The organism is Marinobacter sp. GH_1, from assembly GCF_048595985.1.
GTDB classification, from domain to species: Bacteria; Pseudomonadota; Gammaproteobacteria; order Pseudomonadales; family Oleiphilaceae; genus Marinobacter; species Marinobacter shengliensis.
This window is the reverse complement of sequence record NZ_CP184460.1, coordinates 3,644,517-3,670,855: the sequence shown is the minus strand read 5'-3', so window position 1 is coordinate 3,670,855 and position 26,339 is coordinate 3,644,517. Positions and strand designations below refer to the sequence as shown.

General features: G+C 59.0%; 25 protein-coding genes. 20 read left to right on the top strand and 5 right to left on the bottom strand.

The window, feature by feature from the left end; genetic code table 11:
- Positions 1-17 precede the first annotated feature (17 nt).
- From pqqA to ACNSOI_RS16735, 11 genes are all read left to right on the top strand, one after another.
- Positions 18-89, top strand: a complete 72-nt coding sequence (gene pqqA / locus ACNSOI_RS16785; RefSeq protein WP_007153157.1) for a pyrroloquinoline quinone precursor peptide PqqA — start codon at positions 18-20, stop codon at positions 87-89.
- Positions 90-141: 52 nt separating this feature from the next.
- Positions 142-1,071, top strand: a complete 930-nt coding sequence (gene pqqB / locus ACNSOI_RS16780; protein WP_420194586.1) for a pyrroloquinoline quinone biosynthesis protein PqqB — start codon at positions 142-144, stop codon at positions 1,069-1,071.
- A complete protein-coding gene (gene pqqC / locus ACNSOI_RS16775; RefSeq protein WP_061330671.1) occupies positions 1,068-1,823 on the top strand; it encodes a pyrroloquinoline-quinone synthase PqqC in 756 nt (251 codons plus the stop codon). The genes pqqB and pqqC overlap by 4 nt, the downstream gene beginning before the upstream one ends.
- Before the next feature lie 11 nt (positions 1,824-1,834).
- The gene (gene pqqD / locus ACNSOI_RS16770; RefSeq protein ID WP_152439111.1) at positions 1,835-2,104 is read left to right on the top strand and encodes a pyrroloquinoline quinone biosynthesis peptide chaperone PqqD; all 270 of its coding nucleotides are present in this window, start codon (positions 1,835-1,837) and stop codon (positions 2,102-2,104) included.
- On the top strand, positions 2,101-3,237 hold the full coding sequence (gene pqqE, locus ACNSOI_RS16765) for a pyrroloquinoline quinone biosynthesis protein PqqE (RefSeq protein ID WP_420194585.1): 1,137 nt from the start codon (positions 2,101-2,103) through the stop codon (positions 3,235-3,237). Before pqqD ends, pqqE begins: the two co-directional genes overlap by 4 nt.
- Entirely contained in the window at positions 3,230-5,098 is a 1,869-nt protein-coding gene (locus tag ACNSOI_RS16760; RefSeq protein ID WP_420194584.1) for an alpha/beta hydrolase family protein, read from the top strand. Before pqqE ends, ACNSOI_RS16760 begins: the two co-directional genes overlap by 8 nt.
- Before the next feature lie 46 nt (positions 5,099-5,144).
- A complete protein-coding gene (gene ercA / locus ACNSOI_RS16755) occupies positions 5,145-6,308 on the top strand; it encodes an alcohol dehydrogenase-like regulatory protein ErcA (protein WP_106693829.1) in 1,164 nt (387 codons plus the stop codon).
- A complete protein-coding gene (locus tag ACNSOI_RS16750) occupies positions 6,292-8,040 on the top strand; it encodes a NahK/ErcS family hybrid sensor histidine kinase/response regulator (RefSeq protein ID WP_420194583.1) in 1,749 nt (582 codons plus the stop codon). The genes ercA and ACNSOI_RS16750 overlap by 17 nt, the downstream gene beginning before the upstream one ends.
- Positions 8,041-8,105: 65 nt before the next feature.
- The gene (locus tag ACNSOI_RS16745) at positions 8,106-8,393 is read left to right on the top strand and encodes a hypothetical protein (RefSeq protein ID WP_061330666.1); all 288 of its coding nucleotides are present in this window, start codon (positions 8,106-8,108) and stop codon (positions 8,391-8,393) included.
- A 33-nt stretch (positions 8,394-8,426) separates the two neighbouring features.
- Positions 8,427-9,803 (top strand): class II fumarate hydratase, encoded by a 1,377-nt coding sequence (locus ACNSOI_RS16740; RefSeq protein ID WP_420194582.1) that lies wholly within the window; start codon positions 8,427-8,429, stop codon positions 9,801-9,803.
- A gap of 25 nt (positions 9,804-9,828) precedes the next feature.
- A complete protein-coding gene (locus ACNSOI_RS16735; protein WP_106693826.1) occupies positions 9,829-10,311 on the top strand; it encodes a CDP-archaeol synthase in 483 nt (160 codons plus the stop codon).
- A 5-nt stretch (positions 10,312-10,316) separates the two neighbouring features.
- On the opposite strand, the gene ACNSOI_RS16730 is transcribed toward ACNSOI_RS16735, so the two are convergent.
- Positions 10,317-11,291 carry a metallophosphoesterase gene (locus tag ACNSOI_RS16730; protein ID WP_420194581.1) on the bottom strand — a complete coding sequence of 325 codons (975 nt, stop codon included), beginning with the start codon at positions 11,289-11,291 and terminating at the stop codon, positions 10,317-10,319.
- A gap of 139 nt (positions 11,292-11,430) precedes the next feature.
- Here ACNSOI_RS16730 and chrA point away from each other — a divergent pair, with 139 nt between their 5' ends.
- The 3 genes from chrA (at position 11,431) to msrB (ending at position 13,788) form a co-directional block, all read left to right on the top strand.
- Positions 11,431-12,609: a chromate efflux transporter gene (gene chrA / locus ACNSOI_RS16725; RefSeq protein WP_106693824.1), complete on the top strand. Its 1,179-nt coding sequence runs from the start codon at positions 11,431-11,433 to the stop codon at positions 12,607-12,609.
- A 91-nt stretch (positions 12,610-12,700) separates the two neighbouring features.
- Positions 12,701-13,351 (top strand): peptide-methionine (S)-S-oxide reductase MsrA, encoded by a 651-nt coding sequence (gene msrA, locus ACNSOI_RS16720; protein ID WP_420194580.1) that lies wholly within the window; start codon positions 12,701-12,703, stop codon positions 13,349-13,351.
- An 11-nt stretch (positions 13,352-13,362) separates the two neighbouring features.
- A complete protein-coding gene (gene msrB, locus ACNSOI_RS16715) occupies positions 13,363-13,788 on the top strand; it encodes a peptide-methionine (R)-S-oxide reductase MsrB (RefSeq protein WP_420194579.1) in 426 nt (141 codons plus the stop codon).
- Between the two features lie 25 nt (positions 13,789-13,813).
- Here the strand turns inward: msrB and ACNSOI_RS16710 are convergent, their stop codons facing one another.
- Complete coding sequence (locus ACNSOI_RS16710) at positions 13,814-14,125, bottom strand: c-type cytochrome (RefSeq protein ID WP_286251904.1); 312 nt, start codon at positions 14,123-14,125, stop codon at positions 13,814-13,816.
- Positions 14,126-14,183: 58 nt separating this feature from the next.
- Positions 14,184-15,410, bottom strand: a complete 1,227-nt coding sequence (locus ACNSOI_RS16705) for a sulfite oxidase (protein WP_286251902.1) — start codon at positions 15,408-15,410, stop codon at positions 14,184-14,186.
- Between the two features lie 197 nt (positions 15,411-15,607).
- Between ACNSOI_RS16705 and ACNSOI_RS16700 the strand changes: the two genes are divergently transcribed.
- Positions 15,608-16,372, top strand: coding sequence for a lysophospholipid acyltransferase family protein (locus ACNSOI_RS16700; protein ID WP_106693821.1), 765 nt, complete (start codon positions 15,608-15,610; stop codon positions 16,370-16,372).
- A gap of 16 nt (positions 16,373-16,388) precedes the next feature.
- Here ACNSOI_RS16700 and ACNSOI_RS16695 read toward each other — a convergent pair whose 3' ends face one another.
- Positions 16,389-17,375, bottom strand: a complete 987-nt coding sequence (locus ACNSOI_RS16695; protein WP_420194578.1) for a calcium/sodium antiporter — start codon at positions 17,373-17,375, stop codon at positions 16,389-16,391.
- A gap of 405 nt (positions 17,376-17,780) precedes the next feature.
- Here ACNSOI_RS16695 and mqo point away from each other — a divergent pair, with 405 nt between their 5' ends.
- The 5 genes from mqo (at position 17,781) to ACNSOI_RS16670 (ending at position 25,332) form a co-directional block, all read left to right on the top strand.
- Positions 17,781-19,262 (top strand): malate dehydrogenase (quinone), encoded by a 1,482-nt coding sequence (mqo, locus tag ACNSOI_RS16690; RefSeq protein ID WP_420194577.1) that lies wholly within the window; start codon positions 17,781-17,783, stop codon positions 19,260-19,262.
- Between the two features lie 151 nt (positions 19,263-19,413).
- A complete protein-coding gene (locus ACNSOI_RS16685) occupies positions 19,414-20,646 on the top strand; it encodes an ATP-grasp domain-containing protein (RefSeq protein ID WP_286251894.1) in 1,233 nt (410 codons plus the stop codon).
- 52 nt (positions 20,647-20,698) lie between these two features.
- Positions 20,699-22,723, top strand: coding sequence for a hypothetical protein (locus tag ACNSOI_RS16680; protein WP_286251893.1), 2,025 nt, complete (start codon positions 20,699-20,701; stop codon positions 22,721-22,723).
- Positions 22,724-22,753: 30 nt separating this feature from the next.
- On the top strand, positions 22,754-24,424 hold the full coding sequence (locus ACNSOI_RS16675; RefSeq protein ID WP_286251892.1) for an acetolactate synthase large subunit: 1,671 nt from the start codon (positions 22,754-22,756) through the stop codon (positions 24,422-24,424).
- Between the two features lie 44 nt (positions 24,425-24,468).
- The gene (locus tag ACNSOI_RS16670; RefSeq protein ID WP_420194576.1) at positions 24,469-25,332 is read left to right on the top strand and encodes a hypothetical protein; all 864 of its coding nucleotides are present in this window, start codon (positions 24,469-24,471) and stop codon (positions 25,330-25,332) included.
- On the opposite strand, the gene ACNSOI_RS16665 is transcribed toward ACNSOI_RS16670, so the two are convergent.
- Positions 25,329-26,216, bottom strand: coding sequence for a chemotaxis protein (locus ACNSOI_RS16665; protein WP_420194575.1), 888 nt, complete (start codon positions 26,214-26,216; stop codon positions 25,329-25,331). The genes ACNSOI_RS16670 and ACNSOI_RS16665 overlap by 4 nt on opposite strands.
- Positions 26,217-26,339 lie beyond the last annotated feature (123 nt).

Genomic DNA, 26,339 nt, shown 5'->3' with positions numbered 1-26,339 from the left:
GACAAGAGGTGAGCATCATGTGGACCAAGCCAGCTTATGAAGACCTGCGGATCGGTTTTGAAGTAACCATGTACTTCGCCAACCGGTGAGCCCTGGCCGGCCAGCCCTTTGGCTGGTCGTTCCCGCTCGGGAGATCTGCTGATGCACCTGCACATTCTGGGGTCGGCCGCTGGCGGCGGGTTCCCTCAATGGAACTGCAACTGTCGAAACTGTGCCGGCTTCCGCGCCGGAACGCTGAATGCTCATGCCCGCACCCAGTCGTCGATTGCCATCTCTGAGGATGGCGAACGCTGGATTCTGTTCAATGCCTCTCCGGATATTCGTGCTCAACTCGCTGCTTTTCCTGCCATGCAGCCGGCGCGGGCGCTCAGGGATACGGGCATCGCCGCGGTTGTCTTGATGGATAGCCAGGTTGACCACACCACGGGGCTTCTGTCTCTGCGTGAGGGGTTACCGATGGATGTCTGGTGTACTCGCCAGGTGCACGACGACCTGAGTTCCGGGTTTCCGTTGTTCACAATGCTTAGCCACTGGAATGGCGGGCTTAACTGGCGCGAGATTCCGGCCGATGAGCAGCAACCATTCAGTCTGCCCTGCGCGCCCTCCCTTGAATTGACGGCCATTCCCTTGCTCAGTAACGCCCCGCCATACTCCCCGCGCCGGGATAATCCCCATCCGGGTGACAACATCGGTCTTTTCATTCGAGATACCCGCACCGGGCAGACCGTGCTCTATGCGCCCGGCCTGGGGCAACCCGATGCCCGCATTCGCGGCTGGATGCAGCGGGCGGATTTGCTTCTGGTAGATGGCACCGTCTGGCACGACGACGAGATGATCCGTCAGGAAGTGGGCAGCAAAACCGGCCAGGCCATGGGGCATCTCGCCCAGTCCGGCGCCGGTGGCATGATCGAGTTACTGGACAGCATGCCGGCCCAGCGCAAGGTGCTGATCCACATCAACAACACCAATCCGATTCTCGACGAAGACTCGCCGGAACGGGCAGAGCTCACGGCCCATGGCATCGAAGTCGCCCGGGACGGAATGCATTTTGAACTGACGGGGCAACCATGAACGCCAAAGCCAACACCGCCATGAACCGGCAGGATTTCGAACAGGCCCTCAGAGATAAAGGCGCCTACTACCATATTCACCACCCTTATCATCGAGCCATGTACAGCGGCCGGTGCACGCCGGAACAGATTCGTGGGTGGGTCGCCAACCGATACTACTACCAGGTGCGGATTCCACAGAAGGATGCCGCCATCATGTCGAACTGCCCGGATGCTGGGGTTCGGCGGTTGTGGCTGCAGCGCATTCTGGACCACGATGGTCACGAAGGGGATGTGGGCGGTATCGAGGCCTGGTTGACGCTCGCCGAAGCCGTGGGGCTGAGCCGGGAAGAGGTGATCGACGAACGCCACGTACTCCCCGGTGTCCGGTTTGCTGTGGATGCCTATTTCAACTTTGCGCGCCGGGCAACCTGGCAAGAAGCCGCCTGCTCGTCACTGACCGAGCTTTTTGCGCCGGAAATCCACCAGTCGCGGCTCGACAGCTGGCCACAGCATTACCCGTGGATTGAAGAGAATGGCTACCGCTATTTCCGTAAACGTCTATCGGAGGCCAGACGGGACGTGGAGCACGGCCTGGCCATTACCCTGGACCATTTTGTCACCGAGGCTCAGCAACAAAGGGCGTTCGAGATTCTGCAATTCAAGCTGGACATTCTCTGGTCGTTGCTGGATGCCCTGACCATGGCTTACGTTCACCAGACACCGCCATACCATACGGTCACCGATCAGCCGGTCTGGCATCGGGGCCTGTAAGGAGCGTTACCATGACTTTGGAGAAAACACCCAGGCTCCGCCGTGGTTTCCGGTTCCAGTGGGAGCCGGTGCAACAAAGCCATGTGTTGCTGTACCCGGAGGGTATGGTCAAGCTCAACGGCAGCGCCGGTGCCATCCTGGCGGAAGTGGATGGCGTTCGCCCGGTACACGATATTATCCAGTCCCTGGAACAGCAGTTCCCGGATGCAGGTCCGCTGGCGGCCGATGTGGAAGCGTTTCTGGCAGACGCGGTTCAGCAACAGTGGATTGAGTGGTCATGACGGCGGCCGCAGAAGCACGGGTAGGGCCGCCGCTGTGGTTGCTGGCGGAGCTCACCTATCGCTGCCCGCTGCAATGCCCCTATTGCTCCAACCCGTTGGACTACGCCAGCCAGCAACAGGAACTGTCCACGGAGCAATGGCTGGATGTGTTGCGCCAGGGGCGAGCCATGGGGGCGGCCCAACTGGGCTTCTCCGGCGGCGAGCCGCTGGTGCGCCAGGACCTGCCGGAGCTGATTGCCGGGGCCCGGGATCTGGGGTATTACACCAATCTGATTACCTCCGGCATCGGGCTGACTGAAGCAAAAGTGCAGGCGTTTGCCGAGGCGGGGCTGGACCACATTCAGGTCAGCTTTCAGGCCTCAGACCCGGAACTCAACAACGCCGTGGCCGGTTCCCGCAAAGCCTTCGAGCAGAAACTGGCTATGGCCCGGGCGGTCAAGGCGGCCGGCTACCCGATGGTGCTCAACTTTGTGATCCACCGCCATAACATTCACCAGATGAACGACATTCTGGCCCTGTGTGAAAACCTGGATGCCGATTACGTGGAGTTGGCCACCTGCCAGTACTATGGCTGGGCATTCAAAAATCGGGAAGGGTTGATGCCCTCCAAAGCCCAACTGGTCCAGGCAGAACAGGAGGTAAATGACTACCGGCACGATCTCCGTACTCGTGGTCGCCCCATGAAGGTGATCTTCGTAACCCCGGACTACTACGAGGAGCGCCCGAAGGCCTGCATGAATGGCTGGGGCAACCTGTTCCTGACCGTGGCACCCGATGGCACCGCCTTGCCTTGCCACAGCGCCCGCCTGTTACCCATCGATTTTCCCAACGTGCAAACCAAGTCCCTGAACGACATCTGGTATCACAGCCCCGGCTTCAACCATTACCGTGGTGACAGCTGGATGCCCGAACCCTGTCGATCCTGTGATGAAAAAGACAAGGATTTTGGCGGCTGTCGGTGCCAGGCTTATCTGCTGACCGGTAATGCCGATAACGCCGACCCGGTCTGCTCCAAATCGCCCCATCACGATCGAATTCTGGCCGCCCGCACCGCTGCGGATCACGCTACAGCGGGGCTGGGTGACCTTGTCTACCGCAATGCCCGGAATTCCAAGTTACTCTACCGTGGCTGAGCCGATTTCGGCGCATGCTGCCTGCGCCGGTTTTTCCCAGTATGCGCAGCTGAGAGTGTGCGGCGATAGCATTTTCTGGCTTGCGTCTGAGCCGGAAACCGGTTCTGTTGCCCTTTGGCAGGCGGACAACTCCGGCATCTGTCGGGTCAACACCGGCCCGGGCAGTATCCGAAGTCGCCTCAACGGCTACGGTGGTGGTGCCTATGCGGTACTGCCGGGGCGAGTGGTCTGGGTAGCGGAGGATCAGCGCGTCTGGCAGCTCAACCGAGTGACAGGTAGACGAACCTTATTGGTGCCGGAGGTTGACGCTACCTGGGGAGGCTTGGTGGCAGACCCGCAACATGAGCGGGTGTTGGCGGTGCGTGAACGGCATGAACAGCAGGCGTTGATGGCCCTGGAAGCTACGGGGCAAGTCCGGGTGTTGCACCAGGGGCTGGACTTCTACGGCGCGCCGGCGGTCAGCCAGGACGGTTCCCGCGTGGCTTGGTGCAGCTGGCAACTGCCGGATATGCCCTGGTTGCAGTCAACGCTCTGGCAGGCAACGGTCACGGCTGACGGTGATGTTGCAGGTGCGTCAGGGCAGTCCCCGCCGGTTTCTGGTTCGGTTCAGCAACCGCAGTTTGTCGGTGAGCATCTGTGGGTCATATCCGACCATGAGGGCTGGTGGCAGCCCTGGCGGGTAACGCGCCGGGATGGCCGCGACCAGTGGCTGAAAAGCACGGCGCCCATGCTCGATCATGCCAACGCGCCCTGGCAACTGGGTGAGCGGCATAGTTGCCCGTTGCGTGAGGGTGGTTGGGCCAGAGTGCAATACCGTCAGGGTATCGGTGAACTTTGGCTGGAGCGGGCCGGCCAATGTCAGAGAGTGGCTGAGGGCTGGACGGATTTCCGGGATCTGAGTCCGTCAGCCGACGGCCTTGTGTGCATAGGGCGCGCTGCCGACCGGCACGATGCAGTTCTGAAGGTGTGTGCGGACTCCGGCTCGGCAACTATCCTGGCTGGCGGACAAGTGCCGGATCGCTCAATCATGGCGCCGGTGGCGCCCGTCGCTTTTGTAGTGGATGCGGAAGCGCCCGACACTCTCCCCGTTCAAGGGTTTCTATATCCTCCCATATCCGCATCCGCCGCGGCACCACCGGTCATCCTGATCGCCCACGGTGGGCCAACGTCAGCCGCCTATGCGGTCTACAACCCCCAGGTTCAGTTTTGGTGTCAGCGGGGCTTTGCCGTTGCGGAGGTGAATTACACCGGCAGCACCGGTGCTGGCCGGGATTTCCGCCTTCGTCTGGCCGGCCGGTGGGGCGAAGCGGATGCACGGGACATGGTGCGCTGCGCCGATTACCTGGCGGCACAAGGGCTGGTCTGCGCCGACAACGTGTTCATTCAGGGCCGAAGCTCCGGGGGTTTTACTGCACTGATGGCGGCGGTGCAGACTGACCGCTTCAAAGCCGTTGGCAGCCTGTTTGGCGTGACCGATCCATTGCGGCTTCGTGCTGCAACCCATCGGTTTGAATCCGGTTACCTGGACTGGCTGCTGGGGAATCCGCAGTCCAATCGTGCCCGCTGGCAGGCACGTACTCCGGCCCTGCAGGCTGACCAAATAAGCTGCCCTGCTATTTTTTTTCAGGGTGGGAAAGATGCCGTCGTGGTGCCTGAGCAGACCCGGCGGATGGTGGCCGCGCTTCAGGACCGGGGCCAACCGGTGGAATTGCACTGGTATGAGGATGAAGGCCACGGGTTTCAGAGGGCAGAAAATCAGGCGCACATGCTCGAATCGCTGTACCGATTTTATGGAAGCCTGGCCTCAGACAACCCTAAGATACGCCAAAAGGACAATGAACCAGCGCACAAACTGAGTTAAACTCTCAACTATTCCTATAACAACAAAACGGTTGTCCCTGAGCGTCATGAGCTACGATATTTCCGCGCTGCGCAAGTTTGTCTCTCCCGAGATTGTCTTCGGTGCCGGGTCCCGCCGGTCGGTGGCTAACTTTGCCAGTAATTTTGGTGCCCGCCATGTGTTCCTGGTGTCTGATCCTGGTGTTGTCGCCGCCGGATGGGTTGCAGAAGTTGAAACCCTGCTGGTTGAGGCGGGGTTGCGCTGTACCACGTTTACAGCGGTGTCGCCCAATCCCAAAGTAGATGAGGTGATGGCCGGCGCCGAACTCTACCGGGCCAGCGAATGCGATGTCATCGTGGCGATCGGCGGCGGCAGCCCCATGGATTGCGCCAAGGGTATCGGCATTGTGGCCAGCCATGGCCGCAGCATCCTGGAATTTGAGGGTGTGGATACCATCCGTAATCCTTCGCCACCACTGATCCTGATTCCCACCACCGCCGGTACGTCAGCGGACGTCTCGCAGTTTGCCATCATTTCGGACCCCAACCGGCGCTTCAAGTTTTCCATCATCAGCAAAGCGGTGGTGCCGGATGTCTCGTTGATCGACCCGGAAGTAACCGAAACCATGGACGCCTACCTCACCGCCTGTACCGGGGTGGATGCCCTGGTGCACGCCATCGAGGCGTTTGTTTCTACCGGCAGCGGGCCTTTGACCGATACCCATGCTCTGGAAGCGATACGACTGATCAACGGCAATCTGGAAGCGCTGGTGGCAAACCCGTCAAACCCGGTGTTGCGAGAGCAGATCATGCTGGCGTCCATGCAGGCGGGGCTGGCCTTCTCCAATGCCATTCTGGGGGCTGTCCATGCGATGTCCCACAGCCTGGGCGGTTTCCTGGATCTGCCCCACGGCCTCTGCAATGCACTGCTGCTGGAGCATGTGGTGGCCTACAATTTCCCCTCCGCCGAGGACCGGTTCCGCCGGGTTGCCGAGGCCATGGCGATTGATACCCGGGGTTTGAACGGGGCACAGGTCAAGGCACGGTTGATGACCCGCATTATTGAACTCAAGAAGACCGTTGGCCTTGAGGCGCGGCTCAAGGAGCTCGGCGTCACCACCTCTGATATTCCCTACCTTTCCGGCTATGCATTGAAGGACCCCTGCATACTGACCAACCCAAGGAAGTCGTCACTTCGGGATGTTCAGGTGGTCTATGAAGAAGCCCTCTGACTCAACCAGCACCGGTTACGACATCGGCGATCTTTTGGGGCTCAGCAGCCAGTCTGCCCGAAAAAGCTATTACCCCGCGTTGCAGGAGCGCCTGGAGGAACTGGAGCAGGAGCGCAACCGCTACAAATGGCTGTTTGAGAACGCTCTGCACGGTATCTTCCAGGCCAACCTGCGTGGTGGTTTTCTGGCCTGCAATCCCGCCATGGCCCGAATCTGCGGCTATGACAACCCGGAGCAATTGCAGAAAAAAGTGATTCGACTCAGGGAGCAGCTGTTCTGCAGCGCCGCAGAGTTCGATCAGCTTCGCCAGGAACTGCTCGACCATGGCAGCCTGAGCGCCCGCGAGACCCGTCTTCGGCGAGCAGACCAGACCCCGGTGTATGTCGCACTAACCATGCTCCGCCGGCCGGATCTTGGGCCGGAAGTGGTGGAAACCTTCGTTGCCGACATAACCGAGCGGGTGCAGGCCCGGCAGAAACTGGAGCAGCTGAATGCCGAACTGGAAAAACGCGTGGAGGAACGTACCGAGGCGCTGCAAAACGTCAATGTGGACCTGCGTTATCAGATTGAAGAGCGGGAAAAGGTTGAGCAGGAGTTGAAAGTGGCGGTGAACGCTGCCAAAGAAGCCAATCGCAGTAAAGACAAGTATCTTGCGGCTGCCAGTCATGACCTGCTGCAACCCCTGAATGCTGCCAGGCTGATGATTTCGGCCCTGCAGGACAGCCAGTTACCTGAGGCGGAAAACCGGATGGTGCATCAGGTGCACAGGGCCCTGGAAGGTGCCGAGGATTTGTTGGCCGATCTGTTGGATATTTCCAAACTTGACCAGCAGGCCATGAAGCCGGATCTGACCTGTCTCAATCTGGCTGCCATGCTGAAAGGATTGGGCGAAGAGTTTGAGGCGGTGGCTGCCAATGCCGGATTGCAGTTCCGGCTCCGGGTGCCACCGGTATCACTTCGGACCGACCCCCGAATGCTGGCACGGATTGTCCGTAACCTGTTGAGTAATGCCTTCCGCTATACCCGTGAGGGCGGCGTGATGCTGTCTGTCAGGCAACGTCGGGATCGGCTGGCCATTGAAATCTGGGACACCGGCGTGGGGATCGAATCCCACAAGCTGCAGGATATTTTCACCGAATTCCACCAGCTACTGCCCCAGGGCACCGGCGGTCGCCAGGGCGTCGGATTGGGACTGGCCATTGTGGAGCGCATGGTACGGGTTCTGGGTTACGGAATCCGGGTGACCTCACGGCCCGGCCGAGGTTCGAGATTTGAGGTGTCGATCCCGCTTGAGCACCGGGTAATTGAGGCCTCGCGCAGCCAGGCTCCAGCCGGCGGTGCCATCCATGGAAACTTTGACGGACTGGCGGTGTTGGTGATCGACAACGAGCCGGCGGTGCTTGAAAGCATGGCAGCGTTGCTCGAAGGTTGGGGTTGTGAGGTGTTTCCCGCCGACGGCGAATCCAGTGCCCTGGACATGCTGAGCGAGGGCCTGCTCCCCGACGTGATTCTGGCGGATTTCCACCTGGACAATAACGCAACCGGTTGTGAGGCTGTCTACGCCGTTCGCCGTGCACTTGACCATGATGTTCCGGCAGCCATCATCACTGCTGATCGCAGTGATGAAGTGCGCACGCTGCTTAGGGCCCAGTACCTGCCCATCCTTAACAAACCGGTCAAGCCCAACCGCTTACGGGCGCTGCTGGCGAGTCTTGCCGCGCAGTCAACCTGACCCCACGCGCTTGCGCTTTACGACTACACTTATTCCTGAACCAGTCCTTGATTCAGGAGACCGTCATGAGCCACACCGAGCATTCCCTTACCAACCATGAAGTCACCGTTTGCCTGGCCGGCGGAGCTGTGCTTGGCCCATTCAATGCGACCTGGAGCCAGGATGAGGGCGGCGACGTGCGGGAGCTTGTCCGCGAATACGATGCCTTCCTGCAGGGTGAGAAACAGCGCCGTTACAAATTTCATCTGCATGACACCTACACCAACACCGTCCACACACTGATTCTCAATTTTGAGCAAGTAACCGGCATTTGCGACCATGTCAGGCTAAGATCGCAGGACCGAGGGGCTTAGTGTCCCGCCTGGCAAGCAAAAAGGGAGGACGCAATGAGTGAGTTCAGAACGGAAAAAGACAGCCTGGGTGACGTGAAGGTGCCCGCGAATGCCCTGTGGGGCGCGCAAACCCAACGGGCCATCGATAACTTTCCGGTTAGTGGTCAGCCGATGCCGGCCCGGTTCATTGTGGCGGTGGCGCAAATCAAGTGGGCGGCAGCCCAGGCCAACGCGTCTTTGGGGTTGCTGGATGCCCGTTTGCGGGACGCTATTGCCGAAGCCTGTGATCAACTGATCCAGGGCGAACACGCGGACCAGTTTCCGGTGGATCGGTATCAGACCGGCTCCGGCACCAGCACCAACATGAATGTGAACGAAGTGATTGCGGCGATTGCCCGGAGACAGGGTGTCGATGTCCACCCGAATGATCACGTTAATATGAGCCAGAGCTCCAACGATGTGATACCAACGGCTATCCACGTCAGTTCGCTATTAGCCGTAAAAGAGCAACTGCTGCCGGCCCTGTCGCACCTTCGGGGTGTCATTTACGAGCGGGAAGCGGAACTGAATGCCCAGGTCAAAACCGGTCGTACTCACCTGATGGACGCCATGCCGGTGACCCTGGGGCAGGAATTACGGACATGGCGGGAGCAGCTGGCCCTGGCTGAGAAACGTCTTGAGCAGGCAATGGATGAACTGGCGGATGTGCCCCAGGGCGGCACCGCAGTGGGCACCGGTGTGAATGCGGCGTCTGAATTCTCTGGTCAGTTCATCAAGTTCCTGCGCAGCAACACTGGCTACCCGTTCCGTTCCATGGAGCACAAGTTTGTTGGTCAAAGTGCTGTGGATGCGCCTGTCGCCCTGTCAGGCCAACTGCGGGGTGTGGCGGTGGTGCTCACCAAAATTGCCAACGATCTGCGCTGGATGAACAGCGGTCCGATTCACGGGCTGGCAGAAATCAGCCTGCCGGCATTGCAGCCTGGCAGTAGCATCATGCCGGGCAAGGTGAACCCGGTTATTCCGGAGTCGGTCGCCATGGTGGGCGCCCAGGTGATGGGGCTGGACAATGCGGTGGCCATTGCCGGCCAGTCCGGAAACTTTCAGCTCAATGTGATGCTGCCTCTGGTGGGGGGCAACCTGCTGGACATGATCGGTCTGTTAACCGGGGCCTCCGCTATCCTCGCGGACAAAGCGATGAAAGGCTTTACGGTGAACGCCGATAATCTGAATGCCGGTGTCGGGCGTAACCCGGTACTGGTGACGGCGTTGAATCCAGAGATTGGCTACACCCTGGCGGCGGATATCGCCAAGGAAGCCTACCGCACCGGTCGGCCGGTGATTGATGTGGCCGAGGAGCGCAGCGGTCTCAGCCGTCAACACCTGGAAAAACTGATGGATCCGCTCAAGCTCACCCGTGGCGGGTTGACCTGAGCGGGCAAGACCGGAGGAGTCATTCTTGCTGCTGTCCCTGGAGCTGTTTGTCATGCTGGTTCTGGCCAATGGCTCGCCGGTGGTCGTGGCCAGGCTGTTGCATCAGACCGGCAACCGGCCTGTGGATGGCGGTCGGGTTTGGCGGGACGGTCGCCCGGTGCTAGGCCCCAGCAAGACCTGGCGAGGGTTGGTCGCGGGCACGGTGTCTTGTCTGCTGTTTTCGGCCTGGGTTGGGCTGGGCTGGTTGTTTGGCGCGTTGTTCGGTTTGCTAGCCCTGCTGGGGGACCTTGTCAGCAGTTTTATCAAACGCCGGAAGGGTCTCGAGTCCAGTGCCCGGGCATTATGGCTGGACCAGTTGCCCGAGGCCTTGCTACCCATGGCCATGGCGTGGCTCTGGTTATCCTTGCCGTTGTGGGAAGCGGTTGCCGTGGCGCTGCTGTTTGCGCTCAGCAATATGCTGTTCTCCCCGGTGCTTTATCGTCTGGGTATCCGCAAACAGCCCCATTGAGTAAGCTATCCCGGCCCCCGGGACAAGGTGTGCAAGGTAACCTCCGGCGGGCAGTTCAGGCGGACATTCAGCACAGATGTGCCAGCGCCTGGCGAGGTGTAGCCTTGCATGCCGTTAACCTGCCATAAACCGCGGCCAAGCCGGCGAGGGCAGTCGGAGTCGAGGGTGACCGGAACGCCCCCGGGCAGGCAAAGTTGCCCGCCGTGGGTGTGTCCGCACAGAAACACGTCGTATCCGGCATGGGCTGCTTCCCGCCAGATCTCGGGCGTGTGGCTCAGCAGCAGGCTGATGCCGCCGGGAGGAATATCATCGCCGGCCCGGTGCAGGTTGTGAACCTTGTAGTAATGGGCATCGTCCACGCCGGACAGGTAGAGCTTGCTTGCTCCGCGGGCAATGGGTGCCATTTCGTTCATCAGCAGCCGGTAGCCCATGTCTTCGAGGGCAGGTACCATGCGCACGCTGTCGTGGTTGCCCAGTACCGCGTAGGCATCGCCCCGGATGGCCTGGCGCAGGCGGGCCATGCCCTCAAGGGCTGCGTCAATCGGCCCCCAGGTGAGCTTCCGGTAATCGCCGGTCAATACACACAGGTCATAGTCCAGAGGCGTGATCTGATCGATCACTGCATTCAGGTTCTGTTCATCCATATCAACGTGAAGGTCGGTCAGGTGCAGGATGCGAAAACCCTCGAACGCCTCGGGCAAATCGGGCAGGGTAAAAGTGTTCCGGGCAGTGGTCAGCTTGCGGCTGTTCTCCCGGGCCCGGCCAAACAAGCCAATGGCTTGCAGGCAAAACCGAATCAGCCTTGGCGCGTTGGCGACATTCTCAAGGTGGAACGAGCGACGATCGCGCCCGAACACCCGGGCCTCGGCTTCCTGTTCGATGCCCAGTCGCTGGCGGGCATGCACCGGGCCAAGCCGAAGGCTGAGTCGGTACTGGAGAAGTTCGTTCTGATCTTCTGGTGCGCGAACCCTTGCGGTCATGTGAATCGTCCTGATGCCGAGCGGAATCTTATGTTTGATTCCTTCACTCATTATGGATGGTCAGCGGGGTAGTGCAACCGGATAGACACAATGTTCATGTTTTACTGATGCACCGCAAATCCAGGAGAGACAACGAGTAATGACTGAATCCGACAAGCCGGTGCGATTAGGCAGCTGGCAGGTATTCCTGATCTTTCTGCGGCTGGGGCTGACGTCTTTTGGTGGCCCGGCAGCTCACCTGGCGTATTTCCATGATGAGTTTGTCAAGCGCCGGAAGTGGCTGTCAGACAGCGCCTACGGTGAGGTAGTGGCGCTTTGCCAGCTGTTACCGGGCCCCGCGTCCAGCCAGGTCGGGCTGACCATTGGTTTTCTGCGGGGGCATTATGGCGGTGCCTTGGCGGCCTGGGTGGGTTTTACCTTGCCCTCGGTACTGGTCATGGCGCTGTTTGCCTTCGGGCTTACGCTCTGGCCGGACCTGGGTGAGGGTGGCTGGGTCAGCGGCCTGAAGCTTTTTGTGGTGGCGGTGGTGGCACAGGCCGTCTGGCAGATGGGGCAGTCGCTGTGCCCTGATCGGCCTCGCATCGTCATTGCCATGTTGGTGGCGGTTGTTCTGCTGTTGGCTGGTGCCGTGTGGATGCAGGTACTGGTTCTGGCGTTGGCAGCCGTTGCAGGAGCGGCATTGGGATTGCCCTCGCAAAATAAGCAAGAATCCTTGCAGGTGCCGTTGCAATCGCGAAAGCCGGGAATGTTTGCCCTGCTGTTTTTGGTGTTGCTGGCACTGTCCTTTGTTCCCCAGGTAACGGGATCCCTGGCCTGGATCGGTGCGGAGCTTTATCGCGCCGGCGCCCTGGTATTTGGCGGCGGTCACGTGGTGTTGCCATGGCTCCAGGAGGGCTTTGTGGTCTCCGGTAATATGTCGGCCGATACCTTCCTGGCTGGCTACGGTGTCGCGCAGGCGGTGCCGGGGCCACTGTTCAGTTTCTCTGCGTTTCTCGGGGGGGCCGAGGGCGGCATCGCGGGCGTTCTGATTGCAGTGGTTGCGGTGTTTCTGCCTGGAACCCTGTTGGTGTTCGCCGGTCTACCGTTATGGCAGTGGTTACGTGAGCACGAGAAAGCACGAGCGGCACTGGCGGGCGTCAACGCCGGGGTGGTGGGCTTGCTCCTTGCAGCGCTGTACGACCCGGTCTGGACGTCGGCCATTCACGGTGCCGGCTATTTCGCTCTGGCATTGGTGTTCTGGCTGGCACTGGTCATCGTTCGGGTGCCGGTATGGCTGCTGGCACCCGCCAGTGCGCTGCTCGGAGCGGTCTTTTTGTAACACCCGTACGTATAAAAGCGTGAACTCCCCGTTTGGAATTCCGAACCAGAACCGCCACAATCGAATAAACCGAACCCACTGGAGCAATCTGATGAGTGACGCATGCAACATTCCAGGACTGACCGTGCCTCGTAGCCGGTTTCCGGCACCTGAGAAAGACCTGCACGAGCCCGCGGGTGAATCCCGGGTGGTTCTGGCTGGAGGTTGTTTCTGGTGTGTTGAAGCGGTTTTGGTGGCGATTGACGGTGTCATCCGTGTGGAATCCGGATACGCCGGTGGTGCGGCCGAAGCGGCCAACTATGAGGCTGTCTGCAGCGGGACCACCGGCCATGCGGAGGTGGTGGATGTTCACTACGACCCGGCGAAGGTCAGCTTTGGCGAGTTGCTAAGAGTGTTCTTTTCGGTGGCTCACGACCCCACCCAACTGAACCGCCAGGGTAACGATATTGGGAGCCAGTATCGCTCAGCGGTGTTCTACGAAACGGATGATCAGAGGCAGGTGACCGAGGCGTACATTCGCCAGCTTGATGCCGCCGGCGTGTATTCCGATCCGATTGTTACCCGCCTGGAGCCGCTCACCGCGTTCTACCCTGCGGAGGCATACCATCAGAATTTTGCGGCTCGTAATCCCAGGCAGCCATACATTCTGGCGGTGGCAGCACCCAAGATGGCCAAGCTGGTCAGCACCTGGCCAGACCACCTGAAACCTGAATTCAGTGACGATGATCCTGATCTGGCCTGAGGAGTTTCCCAATGACGGTATCGGCAAAAGGCTATGACCTGACCCCTCTGACGAAAGCAGAGGTTGAGGAAAGGGCAGCGGGATTGACCGTTGAGGAAAAACGGGTACTGCTGGATCACGGCACCGAGCACCCGTTCTGTGGCACCTTGCTGGATAACAAGAAAGCCGGAGTTTACCTGTGCCGGCTGTGTGATCTCCCGTTGTTCAGTTCGGATGCCAAATTTGATTCCGGAACCGGCTGGCCCAGTTTCTTTCAGCCGTTCGCCCCGGAGCATATCCGGTACATTGAAGACCACAGCCTGGGTATGAGCCGCACCGAGATCCGCTGCCCGCGCTGTGATAGCCACCTTGGGCACGTGTTCCCGGACGGCCCGGCGCCCACCGGTCAGCGGTATTGCCTGAACTCCATCGCCATGGTGTTTGAGGAGCAGGGGTGAAGCCCAAGGGGCTTTTCTCGTGGGCTTACTGGTCAGACGTGACCGACAGGATGTAGTCGGCCAGCGCCTGAATCTGTTCGGAAGACAGTGAATCTTCGAATGCCGGCATGACACCCACGCCGCCCAGCACTGCGTTGACGATCTGATCCCGGGTTGGCTTTAGCTCGTCCAGGTCCGGGCCGATGGCGCCGGACGAGCCAGCATCGGCGAGAGCATGGCAGATAGTGCAGGAGGGTTGTGCTGTCTGAGTGAAGACTTCCTTACCCAGGTCGGTATTGTCGGCCATTGCCCAGGGGCTCAGTCCGGCCAGGGCTGCGAGTACTGCAGTTTTTCGCATCTTGTTGTTTCCGTTTTAGCCAGGGCGAGTGGGGCTCCACCGCTCGCCCTGTCATGGTTCAACTGACGGTGACCGTTACTCCGTGGTCACTCCAGCCGTTATGGCCATAGCCACGTTCATTATCAACCCGGCCTTCGGGCTGGCTGTTGCCTTCTGCATCAGTGGCTCGGCTGACAATGCGGTGCTCCCCCGGTGTCAGTTCAGTGGCCATGACAAATGGTCTCCAGGCATAAGGGCCCAGATCAGGCCCCAGGAATCGGGCCTGTTTCCAACTTTTGCCACCGTCTATGGACACTTCAACCTTTTCCAGTGCGGTCACACCGCCGAACGCCACGCCGTATATCATGTTTCGACCACTGCGGCCTGTTTCCAGGGGTGCGGTCACCCAGGATTTGACGTTCATCTCCCACATGGAGGGCTGATCCGGGGAACCGGGTTTGCCAACCTCCCGAACCCGATAGCCTGAGGCCTGGATCTTGGCGTCGGTCTGGTTTTCGGTGAAGGCAATGTTCTTCACATACTTCACATTGTTCACGCCGTAGTACCCGGGCACCACCAGCCGTAGTGGCCCGCCATGGGTGTGCGTCAACGGCGTATCATTCATTTCCCAGGCCAGAAGTGCGGTGTCCAGGGCCCTTGTGGGTACCGAACGTTCCACCATGATGCTCTTGGGGTCCAGGCCATCGGGCAGGGATTCGCCGCCTGTGCCGGTGATGTATCGGACACCATCGGCCATACCGCCAAGCTCTTCAACCACGTTTTTCAGGGGAACGCCGGTCCACATCACGCAACCCGCCGCGCCGGTTTTCCACTGTGTTCCGCCTGCGCCGTGTGGGAAGAAGGCACGCCCGTTGCCGGAACACTGGAGTACGGAGGCTACTGTGGTGACGCCCATGGTTTTGAGTTCGCCTACGGTGAGGGTGCGCGGATTACGAACACCTTCAATGCGAACCTCCCAGGCATCGGCATTGTCGGTGATGGATGAGGGTGGCGCTGGAAGGTTGTTGCGCACAAACAACCGGTCGCTGGCGGTGATCACACCATTGCCAATGGCCCCCCTCTCGGTTTCCATGGTGTTGGCACTGTGAACGATCAGCGCAGTGCGATCCTTCCAGGCGGCGTAGTCGGGGAGTGATTTCGGCTCACTGGCTTTGGCCAGGGGCGTTATGCCCAGCAGACTGACCGCCGCCATGGCACCGGCACTGCCCACCAGAAGGTTTCGGCGTGTCGGGTTTTCCAGCCCAGGATCGTTGGGCCCCCGTGCAAGGGCTTGCTGCTGTTTCATGTTCCGTCTCCTTATTGGGATTGTCGTTGGACGGTGTGCTGCCCGTATGGGCAGGTTATAACTTTATTACTTATAGTCGCTGGTCAAGAATTGAGCAATACGTTTGGCCGTTATTCACAGGGCGGTCGAACCGCTATAATTCGGTCCAGTTACACCGGTCCCATCGTGGCCCGGCTCATAGCGGAAAGGACGTGTGCATGAAACGATTGAACTTGAGCCCCCTGACGGAGTCTGCGACGCTGCTAAGACGTGCCGCTGTTGTATTGGGCTCGGTAGGGCTTACCGCCATCTACTCCTCGCTGGTGCTACTGAGGGCGTTGTTTGGTCGTTTGAATCGGCCGATTGTCGACAAATACTGCCGGGAGTGGTCTGCCGCGCTGCTGAAGCTGGTGCGGGCAAGCCTGACGGTGCGGGGCGAGGTTCCGGACTTCAATGACGGGCGTCGCTACATCATCATGAGTACCCATGCCAGCCACTACGATATTCCGGTGAGTTTTGTGTCTTTGCCAGGCTCCATCCGGATGCTGGCCAAGAAGGAACTTTTCCGGATTCCCCTGCTGGGGCAGGCGATGGCGGCAGCGGAGTTTCCCTCTATCGACCGGTCTAATCGTATCCGCGCCGTCCGGGACCTGGAGCGGGCAAAGCAGATGATGGAAAGCGGTATTGTGCTCTGGGCGGCTCCGGAGGGCACCCGCTCCTCCGACGGCACACTGTTGCCGTTCAAGAAAGGCTGTTTTCACCTGGCACTGGATACTGAGGCGGTGATTGTGCCGGTAGCCATTCGCGGTATACATCAGGTGCTACCGGCTCGGAGCTTGCAAATCAATCTTGGTCAGCCGGTCGACGTTCGAGTCGGAACGCCCATTGAAACAGCGGGTAAAAGCAAGGAAGACCTGGCGCAGATCATGTCAGATGTACGCCAGAGCCTGGAACAACTGTTGGGTGACGGAGAGCCCGAGTAACCGGGCTCTGTATTTTCTAGCCGCCTGTATTGGCGGCCACCACGGTGTAGAAAAGGTAGCCAGTGTAGGCGAAGTACACTGTCACCAGTATTGTGCCGTCCACCCGTGAGACCAGCTTGCGCCAGCCCGTCAGGCCGAAGCCCATCAACAGCAGGCCAACGGTGAGTGCCAGCATCAGAGTCCAGTCCCGGTAAAGCACTTCCGGGTCTACGGATAATGGCTGAATGGCAGCGGCCAGGCCAACCACGGCCAGGGTGTTGAAGATGCCCGAACCAAGGATGTTGCCCAGAATCAGATCGTGCTCATTCTTGCGCACCGCTGCGATGGCCGAGGCCAGTTCCGGTAGCGACGTGCCAATGGCCACAATGGTCAGCCCGATGATCAGGTCGCTTACGCCAAGAGCCTGGGCCACGGTGACGGCTCCCCAAACGAGCAATCTGGAACTGGCAATAAGCAGAACCAGCCCGATGATCAGCCAGATGATGGCGTGCTTTAGCGGCATGGGATGTTCGATCAGCTCGGCATCGGCAGCGTTGCCCAGTGGGTCGTCTTTGTTCTTGACGCCCTGGTAGATTGACCAGCCCATCACCGCTGCAAAAACGCCCAGTAACACCCAGCCATCCAGTCGCGTTAGTTCACCATCTATTAATTGGGCCCCAGCGATGAGGGTCAATACCACCAGCAGTGGTAATTCCTTGCGTATGACCTGGGAGCGCATGGTGATGGGGGCTATGATGGCCGTCAAACCGACGATAAGGGCAATATTTGTGATGTTCGAACCGTAGCCGTTGCCCAGTGCCAGACCGGGATTGCCATCGGAGGCGGCCATCGCCGATACCGCCAGTTCCGGTGCCGAGGTGCCGAAGCCGATAATCACCATGCCGATCAGCAGTGACGGTACGCCCAGATGCTTGGCGGAGGCTGCTGCGCCATCAACAAATTTGTCAGCGCTCCAGACCAGCAGGACAAGACCAGCAAGAATGGCACCTATCGCCATCAGCATAGAATAGACCTCAATCAAAATGTAGTGGCCCCCACGCAGGACTGCCGGTGGGGAACGGGTGGCGCACAAGATACCGCAAGTGGTGGATTCAGGTCAGCCCTGTTGGCAACGAACTTTTTGTTACTGGCACTGATCCGCACTATCAGGAAAGGGGTATCAGACTAAAGTGGCGCTGATATTGTTAACAAAACGCGCGAAAATCGTGGCAAACCATAATAGTTAGCCCGACACACATCGATTGACAATCGCAATTTATTATTCCGGCAAAAATCGGGATAATGCGCCCAATTTCAGACCGGAGGCATACAGCAGCGCCGTCTACCTCGCGCCCCGCTGGCTTCCGACAGGCCGCTTTCGCTGATCGTGGAGTGGCAACAGGCTCAACACTAGCTAGGGTGAAAACCAATGGCCGTTAGACAGGCAGACGTAGTGCTGGTCGGTGGGGGCGTCATGAGCGCAACCCTCGGCATGATGCTCAGGCAGCTGGACCCGTCACTGGATATCGTCATGGTGGAGCGTTTAGACCACGTTGCCCATGAAAGCACAGACGGATGGAATAACGCAGGTACCGGCCACGCCGGCTACTGTGAACTCAACTACACCCCCGAAACCGACGATGGCGACGTTGAAATTGCAAGAGCACTGCAAATCAATGCGCAGTTTGAGGTGTCACTGCAGTTCTGGTCGTACCTGGTAGAGCAGGGCATTCTGCCGGAGCCTTCTACTTTTATTAACCGCACGCCACACCAGAGCTTTGTCTGGGGCGAGAAAGACGTCGCTTTCCTAAAGCGTCGTTACGAGCGCCTGAAAGAACACCATCTGTTTCGCGAGATGGAATATACCGAGAGCCCAGACGATCTGTCCGAGTGGATGCCGCTGGTGGTCAAGCATCGCGACCCGATGCAGCGTGTGGCGGCAACCCGTATCAAGCACGGTTCGGATGTGGATTTCGGTTCCCTTACCCGCAGCATGGTCGAATGGCTGGAAACCCAGCCCAACTTTGAGTTGATGCTCAGCAGCCCGGTGCATTACATCGATCAGCGGGACAATGGCCGCTGGAAGTTGCGGGTGAAGAACCAGAAGACCGGCGAGCTGACCAAACTGGAGGCCGGCTTTGTGTTCCTGGGTGCCGGTGGCGGCGCGCTGCCGCTGTTGCAGAAATCCGGCATTGATGAAGCCCGCGGTTACGGCGGCTTCCCGGTCAGTGGCCAGTGGCTGGTGTGCCAGAAGCCGGACATTGTTGAGCAACATGATTCCAAGGTATACGGTAAAGCGCCCATTGGCGCGCCGCCGATGTCCGTTCCGCACCTGGATACCCGGATCATCAACGGTGAACCTGCACTTCTGTTCGGACCGTTCGCTGGTTTTACCACCCGCTTCCTGAAGCAGGGTTCGGTGTTTGATCTGTTCGGTTCCGTTCGCGCCACCAATCTTAGACCGATGCTCTCGGTGAGCAAAAGCAATATGGATTTGACGCGTTACCTCATTGGTGAGGTGTTCCAGTCCCATGGCGACCGGGTTGAATCTTTGCGCAATTTTTTCCCGGATGCCCGGGAAGGCGACTGGAAGCTGCAGATGGCTGGCCAGCGGGTACAGATCATCAAGCAAACCCCGGAAGGGGGCGGCAAGCTGGAGTTTGGTACCGAGATCGTGGCAGCAAAGGATGGTTCGCTGGCGGCCCTGCTGGGCGCGTCTCCTGGCGCATCGACAGCGGCTAACGCAATGCTGAACGTGATTGAACGTTGCTTCCCGGAGAAGTTGAAGACGGACCAGTGGCAGGAGCGGATGAAGGAGCTGGTGCCTTCCTACGGACAATCTCTGGTGAACGATGAACAGCTGCTCAACCGGGTTCGAGAGCGCACGCTCTCGACTTTGAAGCTGGGTTAATCGGCACCGATTGATACACTCAGGCTGTCTCTTTAACGGGCTCCAGATTTGGTTCTGGCGCCCGTTTTTGTTTGACGTCGCTCTGCCCAAAAGTTGCGATTTTCAGCTAACAGGTGCAGGCTGAAAGGCCAACCCTGACGAGGAGAGCGCTGTGACTGAACAGAACTATAATCCCGACAAAGGGTATGTCGCCCTGCTGGGCTGGAGCCTGAATGCCGTCGAAGCGGCAGACAAGTTTGACCGCCGTTACGTGGTGGTGGCGCCAGACTGGGCAGAAGCCTATTGTGCAGAACACAACATTCCATACGTTCCCTGGAACTTTGAACGCCTGAACGACCGTTCCTTTGAAATTGCCCAAACGCTTCAGAAAATGGGCGTTGATGTAGCCATCCCCCTGTTTGAAGAAACGGTGGAGTGGGCTGGCGCTATCAACTCCGTACTTCTGGATAACCCGAGATTGTTCGGGCAGGCCATGCTGTTGCGGGATAAAGCCCTGATGAAGCGGCGTGCCCAGCTCGGTGGGATACGAGTGGGTATTTTCGAAGAAGCCCACGACCGTGATGATGTGGTCCGTTTCCTGAAACGGGTGAACCAGACCTTGCTAAAACTGGACGGCGATCCCAACGACCCCATCCACCTCAAGGCCTTTGATAAAGCGGGCTGCCTGGGCCATCGGGTTATTCGGACCCCTGATGAGGTCGACACCATTCCTGATGAAGAATTTCCGGTGTTGATGGAGTCTCACCTGGACGGCTGGGAGTTTGCCGTCGAGGCCTGGATTCACAACGGCAAGATCTGCTTTCTTAATATTTCCGAGTACGTTACGCTCGGCTATTCTGTGTTCGTTCCGGCCACACCGGACCTTGAGAAATACCGGGCACAGATCACGGCAGAAATCGAAAAGCTGATCAAAACCTTCGATATCGACTTCGGCTTTGTCCACCCGGAATACTTCGTGACCAGTGATGGCACCATGTACTTTGGCGAAGTGGCCTACCGCCCCCCTGGCTTCAAAGTGTTCGAACTGCTTGAGCGTGCCTATGGCTTCAATGCCTATCAAGGATTGATCATGGCCTTTGACCCGAAAACCACGGAAGAGGAAATCAAAGCCTTCTTCCCGAAAGAGGTGGTGGACGCCAAGGGCTATGCCGGCTGCTTCGGGGTATACCCACGCCGCCGTGTGGTCAGCCGCCTGGAGATCCCGGAGGAGACCGAAAGCCACGACTACTTCGAGTCCCACGAATTGACGCCACCGCTCGAAGAAACGGTGACCAAACGCACAGCCTTTGGTACCCACTGGGGTCTGGTGTATTTCTTCGGTGAGGATCCCTATGTTCTGAGGGATCTGCTCAAACATCAGGAAGAGCTCGATTTCTATGTATAATCAAGGAATGCATTAACGGAAAGGGTTTGATGCAGGCCCTGAGGAACCTCGTTTGAGTGATCACCAACCGGCCAGCCAGGTGCCAACCGTCAATATAGACAGGCTGGTGCAAAAACTGGACGAGTCCATTGTGGCTCTCGAGGAGAGCCGGCCGTTTGCAAAGGCCGGCAAGCTCCCGAAGCTGTTCGACCTTGCCCGGCGGGTACTGCTGCAACCGGGTGGTTGTGAGGTCATTGAAGCGCGATCCCGGAAGCTCGAACAGGCCGGGGTTTTCGCAGGCACTGACTGGGCCGATCCCTCCATCTTGTTACCTTCGCTGACCACCTATTCCCTGCAAAGCCCGAACGCCGACACGGTGGTTATCGAAGCTCTGAGCGAGTTGCGCCTGCTGGCCGTGGCCAAGGGAGATTATCAGCATACGGGCGTGTCAGCGGAACAAGCGCATCATTACCTGACCCAGGTGCTGGCCATCAATCTTGGATTGCTGTTTGGAATGACCGGCGAAGCCGAGCGCGAACAGGGCAAACTGGCTCTCATTGCGCAGGCGCTGGTTCAATATGTGGCCAGACACATCGGTTATGAGCATGTGATCGACAGCCTGATCGAAGAGATCTGGCGGATACTCGAGCAGCGGCCGATCCGCGTCAGCGACGTGCGCAGGATGATTACCCAGATTGCCATCTGCCGGGCAGAGCCCAATGCTGATCTGGGAACCGCAGGCCGGGGGGCGGATCGGCTGATTTCCAGTCTCTATGGCCCAACCCGGGCCTGTAGCGAAGACCCCGGCATCACGATCTACCAGCAGCGCCTGGAGACGATGGACAACTCGGCCTTGCAGAACGAAGCGACCGGGTTTGCGCGCTCCATGCATGACACGGGGCTGGTTTCGCCTTACCACGCGGTTTTCGTGCGCTATATTCTGGACGGTCAGGATTCATTGCTGAGCGACGCGCTGGGGTTATCCAGCACTGGCCGCGATTGCCTGCTGTGCTACCGGGAGTTGGCGCACGCCCTGATCCTCGAGTCCGCATTTCCTGAGACCGCCCAGGGGTTGTATGGCCTGGCACTGCTGCTTGAGCGAGGCATTCTATACCAGCCCCCGGTGGCACCGGCGCTCTGGCGCCAGTTACGGCTATCGCTGTGCCCACAAGCCTACGAGCGTTTGCAATTTGCCTATGGCTATCAGCCAAACCCCTCAGCCTGGTTGATTCAGGGCGTGTTGAACATGCTGGGCCAGCCGTTGGGGGTCGGGCAGGGTAATAATCCTACCTGCCAGTCTGCCCGGGCATTGTCCATGTGGGCCTACAATGATCCGGACTACCTGCTGCAGATGGTGGCCTGGGCCGCCCGGGACAATGAGATTGTCATGCACTTTGAGGGGCAGCCGGTGTCATCCGCCCAGAGCTTGGGGGGCGTGGCGTCAGAGGTGACTCTGGATCTGGACCCGGTGTCTCTGATTGTTGTGCCGCATCTTGACCGCATATACGCCGAAATGGGGCGGCTATGCATAGGCCGTGAAGGCGACCCCCATAAGTGGGTTAACCCGGAATTTCATGGTTGGTCCGCTGGCCGGGGCTTTGCCATCAACGTCGACGTGGCCACCGGAAAACTGACCGACCTCGAAGGCTTTATCCGCTACTTCTATGCCAGTTATCACCCGTACTACAACGGCAACCAGCCATTGATTCACCCTCAGCCGGCCGGTATCGCGGTTACCGACAGCGCAGCCCGTTTCATTGGCTGGCATGCAATTACCATTCTCCGGGTTGCGCTGGACCCGGACAGTGAGATGCGGGTGTATTTCTTTAATCCGAACAACGACAGCGGCCAGAACTGGGGCGACGGTGTGCAGGTCAGCACTTCTGGCTTTGGTGAGCGCTTCGGGGAATCTTCGCTGCCGTTTGAACAGTTCACTTCTCGCCTGTACATCTACCATTACGACCCACTGGAGCGCGGTGAGCCTGCCGAAGTGAACGACGACGAGCTCGGTCGCGTAATAGACGGAGTGTACCGTAGTTGGGGAGTAGACCGGGTGCCCGCAGATACCCTGCAAGCGGAACCACCGAGAACCGATTGATCCAGAAACCCACTGATCACGAGGGCGAGCATGGCTAAAGAGCAACAACCCGTCGGTAATGGCGCTGAATTGTTCATCCGCGCGCTGGAAAACGAGGGCGTTAAGTACATTTTCGCCGTGCCAGGTGAGGAAAACCTGGCCTTTCTGGATGCCCTCAGGAACTCCAGCATCGAACTGGTGCTCAATCGCCATGAACAGGCCGCAGGCTTTATGGCGGCCACCTACGGGCGGCTTACCGGGCAGGTGGGCGTTTGCCTGTCCACACTTGGCCCAGGCGCCACGAACCTGGTGACAGCCGCTGCTTATGCCCAATTGGGTGGCATGCCAATGATGATGATCTCCGGGCAGAAGCCGATCAAATCGTCGAAACAGGGCCTGTTCCAGATTCTGGACGTGGTGGACCTGATGCGCCCTCTGACCAAATACACCCGGCAAATCAGCAATGCCAATACCATTCCCGCGAAAGTCCGGGAGGCCTTCCGTCTTGCCTCTGAAGAGCGCCCAGGGGCCGTTCATCTCGAGTTACCCGAGGACATCGCAGCGGAGCAACCGGCCCGCGACACCCACATCTTCCAGCCCAGTGACGCCCGCCGGCCCTCGGCCAGCGGGAAGAGCCTGGAAATGGCCTGCGACATGCTGCGCGAGGCAAGACACCCATTGATCATGATCGGTGCCGGCGCCAACCGCAAACGGGTATCCCAGGCCTTGCTGCACCTGGTGAACGTAACCGGCATTCCCTTCTTCACCACCCAGATGGGCAAGGGCGTGGTCGACGAACGCCACCCCGGATACCTGGGCAACGCTGCGCTGTCTGCCGGTGACTTTGTGCACTGCGCCATAGACCGGGCTGACCTGGTGATCAACGTGGGCCACGATGTGGTAGAAAAGCCGCCATTTTTTATGACCCCCGGCGGCAAAAAAGTCATCCACGTGAATTTCAGTGCTGCGGATGTCGACCCAGTGTACTTTCCCCAGCATGAAGTGGTCGGCGATATTGCAAACAGCGTCGAGTATCTGGCCGAGCACTGTGGCCAGTGTGCGAACCATGACTTCGCCGGTCTGATGGAGGTCAAAAAGGCTGTGGATGCGCATTTGCAGGAACGGGCGGAAGATGGCCGGTTCCCAGTGATTCCCCAGCGGATTGTCCACGATGTGCGCCAGGTGATGCCCGACGACGGCATCATTGCCCTGGATAATGGCATGTACAAGCTCTGGTTTGCCCGAAACTATCCGGCCTACGACAACAACACCGTGCTGTTGGACAACGCCCTGGCATCCATGGGAGCCGGCCTGCCCAGCGGGATGATGGCGGCCATGCTGTACCCGCATCTGAAGGTGATGGCCATCTGCGGTGACGGCGGCTTCATGATGAACAGCCAGGAGCTGGAGACTGCAGTCCGCCTAAAACTTAACCTGGTGGTGCTGATCATTAATGACAGCGCCTATGGCATGATCAAGTGGAAGCAGGGCCAGGAAGGCTATGCCGATTATGGCCTGGATTACCGCAACCCGGATTTTGTCACCTATGCCCAGTCCTACGGCGCCAAAGGGCACCGCGTAACCCGGACAGAGGACCTTCACCCTACCTTGGAAAGCGCCCTGGCCGAGGGCGGTGTCCACCTGGTGGATGTGCCAGTGGATTACAGTGAGAACCGGAGGGTGTTTGATGAGGAACTGGCGGAACTGACCTGTCGGCTGTGACGCGTGTATGATGCCAGAAAGTATTGTATGCAAGGTGCTGATGAATGATTCGTCTTGGTGTTCATGGATTTTTGATGGCGCTCGTTGTGCTGGTGATAACCGGCTGCAGCAAGCCTGAAACGCCCCAGGAAGTGGCAGCGGCTTTTTGGCAGGCCATGGCCGACAACGACGCAGGTGAGGTGGTGAGATTCTCCACACTGGACGACCCCCGTGACGTTGACGGCTACCAGCGAAGCTGGGCCAACGCCGTTCCTTCCTTTGGCCGGGTTGTTATTGATGAGCGTGAAGCAACGATCGTTACCCGCCTACCGGCGGAAGAGCGCTCCGGCGGAGAACGTCTGGAACTGACCACCTATCTGGTGCGGGAGCAGGACCAGTGGCTGGTGGACTATCAGCGCACAGGGGAGGCCATACTGAACCCGTCCCCGTTCAGTAACATCATGGGTGAGTTGAGCCGGCTGGGGCAGAGGCTCAGTGCGACCTTTTCCTCTTCAAGCAGCGAGCTTGAAGACAAAATGGAGCAGTTGGCCAGAGACCTGGAAACCTACTCTGACGAGATGAGCCGAAGGGCTGAGAGCGCAATGGAGGATTTTGCCCGGCGATTGCAGGAATCCATGCGCGCCCTTGAGCGTTCGCTTGACGAGGCACTCAAGGATGATCAACCTGAATCCGCCGACGACCAGGCTATCATGGAGCAGACCGCACGGGACCTTGGGCGGCAGGCAGACGAATTGAGCGAGCCCACCCTCGAGGCCCTGGCCAATGCCAGCCGCACCATTGCGGAAACCGCTGAGCGCTTCAGCCGGCTCAGCCGGGAAACGCTCAACCGGTATCAGGAAGAGCTGAACGAAAAACTTGCCGAAATGCGGGCCGACGCCGAAGCCTTCATCGAAGACATTCGGCCTTAACTGGCTTGCTCGGCCCCTCTCAGCATTGCCTCCATCAGTTCCTCGGCATCAAACTTGGTGAGCGCCTCGTTGGCGCCCACCTGGTTGGCATAGCTCAGGCTCATCTCGCTGTTCAGGGACGTGTGCAGAATAATGTAGGGTTGTTTCAGGGCGTTATTGTCGCGAACATTGAACGTCAGTTCGTAGCCGTCCAGCCCTGGCATCTCGATATCGCTGACCAGGATGTCGATCGGAGTACCTCGCTCGTCCTGACTAAGAAGCACCTGCAGGGCATCGTCACCGTTGGTGGTCACATGGTAGGTAATGTCTTTGCTGTCCAGCACATCGCTGAGCTGCTTGCGGGCCACCTGTGAATCATCCACCAGCAGAATGTTCAGGGACCGCAGGGTTTCACTCTGAACATCTGACAGCACCACCTCGCCGGCGTCCAGAGACTCCGGGTACACCTTCGCCAGCAGCAGCTCCACATCCAGCAGCTGAATGATGTCGCCTTCCACATCCAGCAGGCCCGTGATGAAGGCATTGGTGCCCAGCGCCTTGGGTGGCGGCATCACACTCTTCCAGTCGGTTTCGATAATCTGCTGAACGCTGCGCACCAGAAAGCCGATCTCCTGGCGCTGAATGTCGGTCACGATGATGGAGCCCTTGGCCTGCTCTTCTTTTGTCAGCGCCGGATAACCAACCGCAGCCGACATATCAATAACAGGAACCGCTGAACCCCGGAACGTAGCAGTGCCAATAACCGCCTGATGACTATGGGGCAACTTGGTCAGCCGTTGAAAGGGCAGGATTTCCCGAATCTTGAGCGTACCCAGACCAAAAAGGCGCGATCCGAAAAGGCGGAACAGCAGGAGTTTCTGGGACTGCTTCGCTTTGCTGGACATACAAAAGGATCCTTGCAAACACAAAAGCCCCTTCGGTGAGGAGCCGTTCTGTAGAAGTTGGAATTCATCTGTAGCAATAGTAGCAGCTTTGCTGTGATGCAGGGTTTCACTGGTTTGTATCAA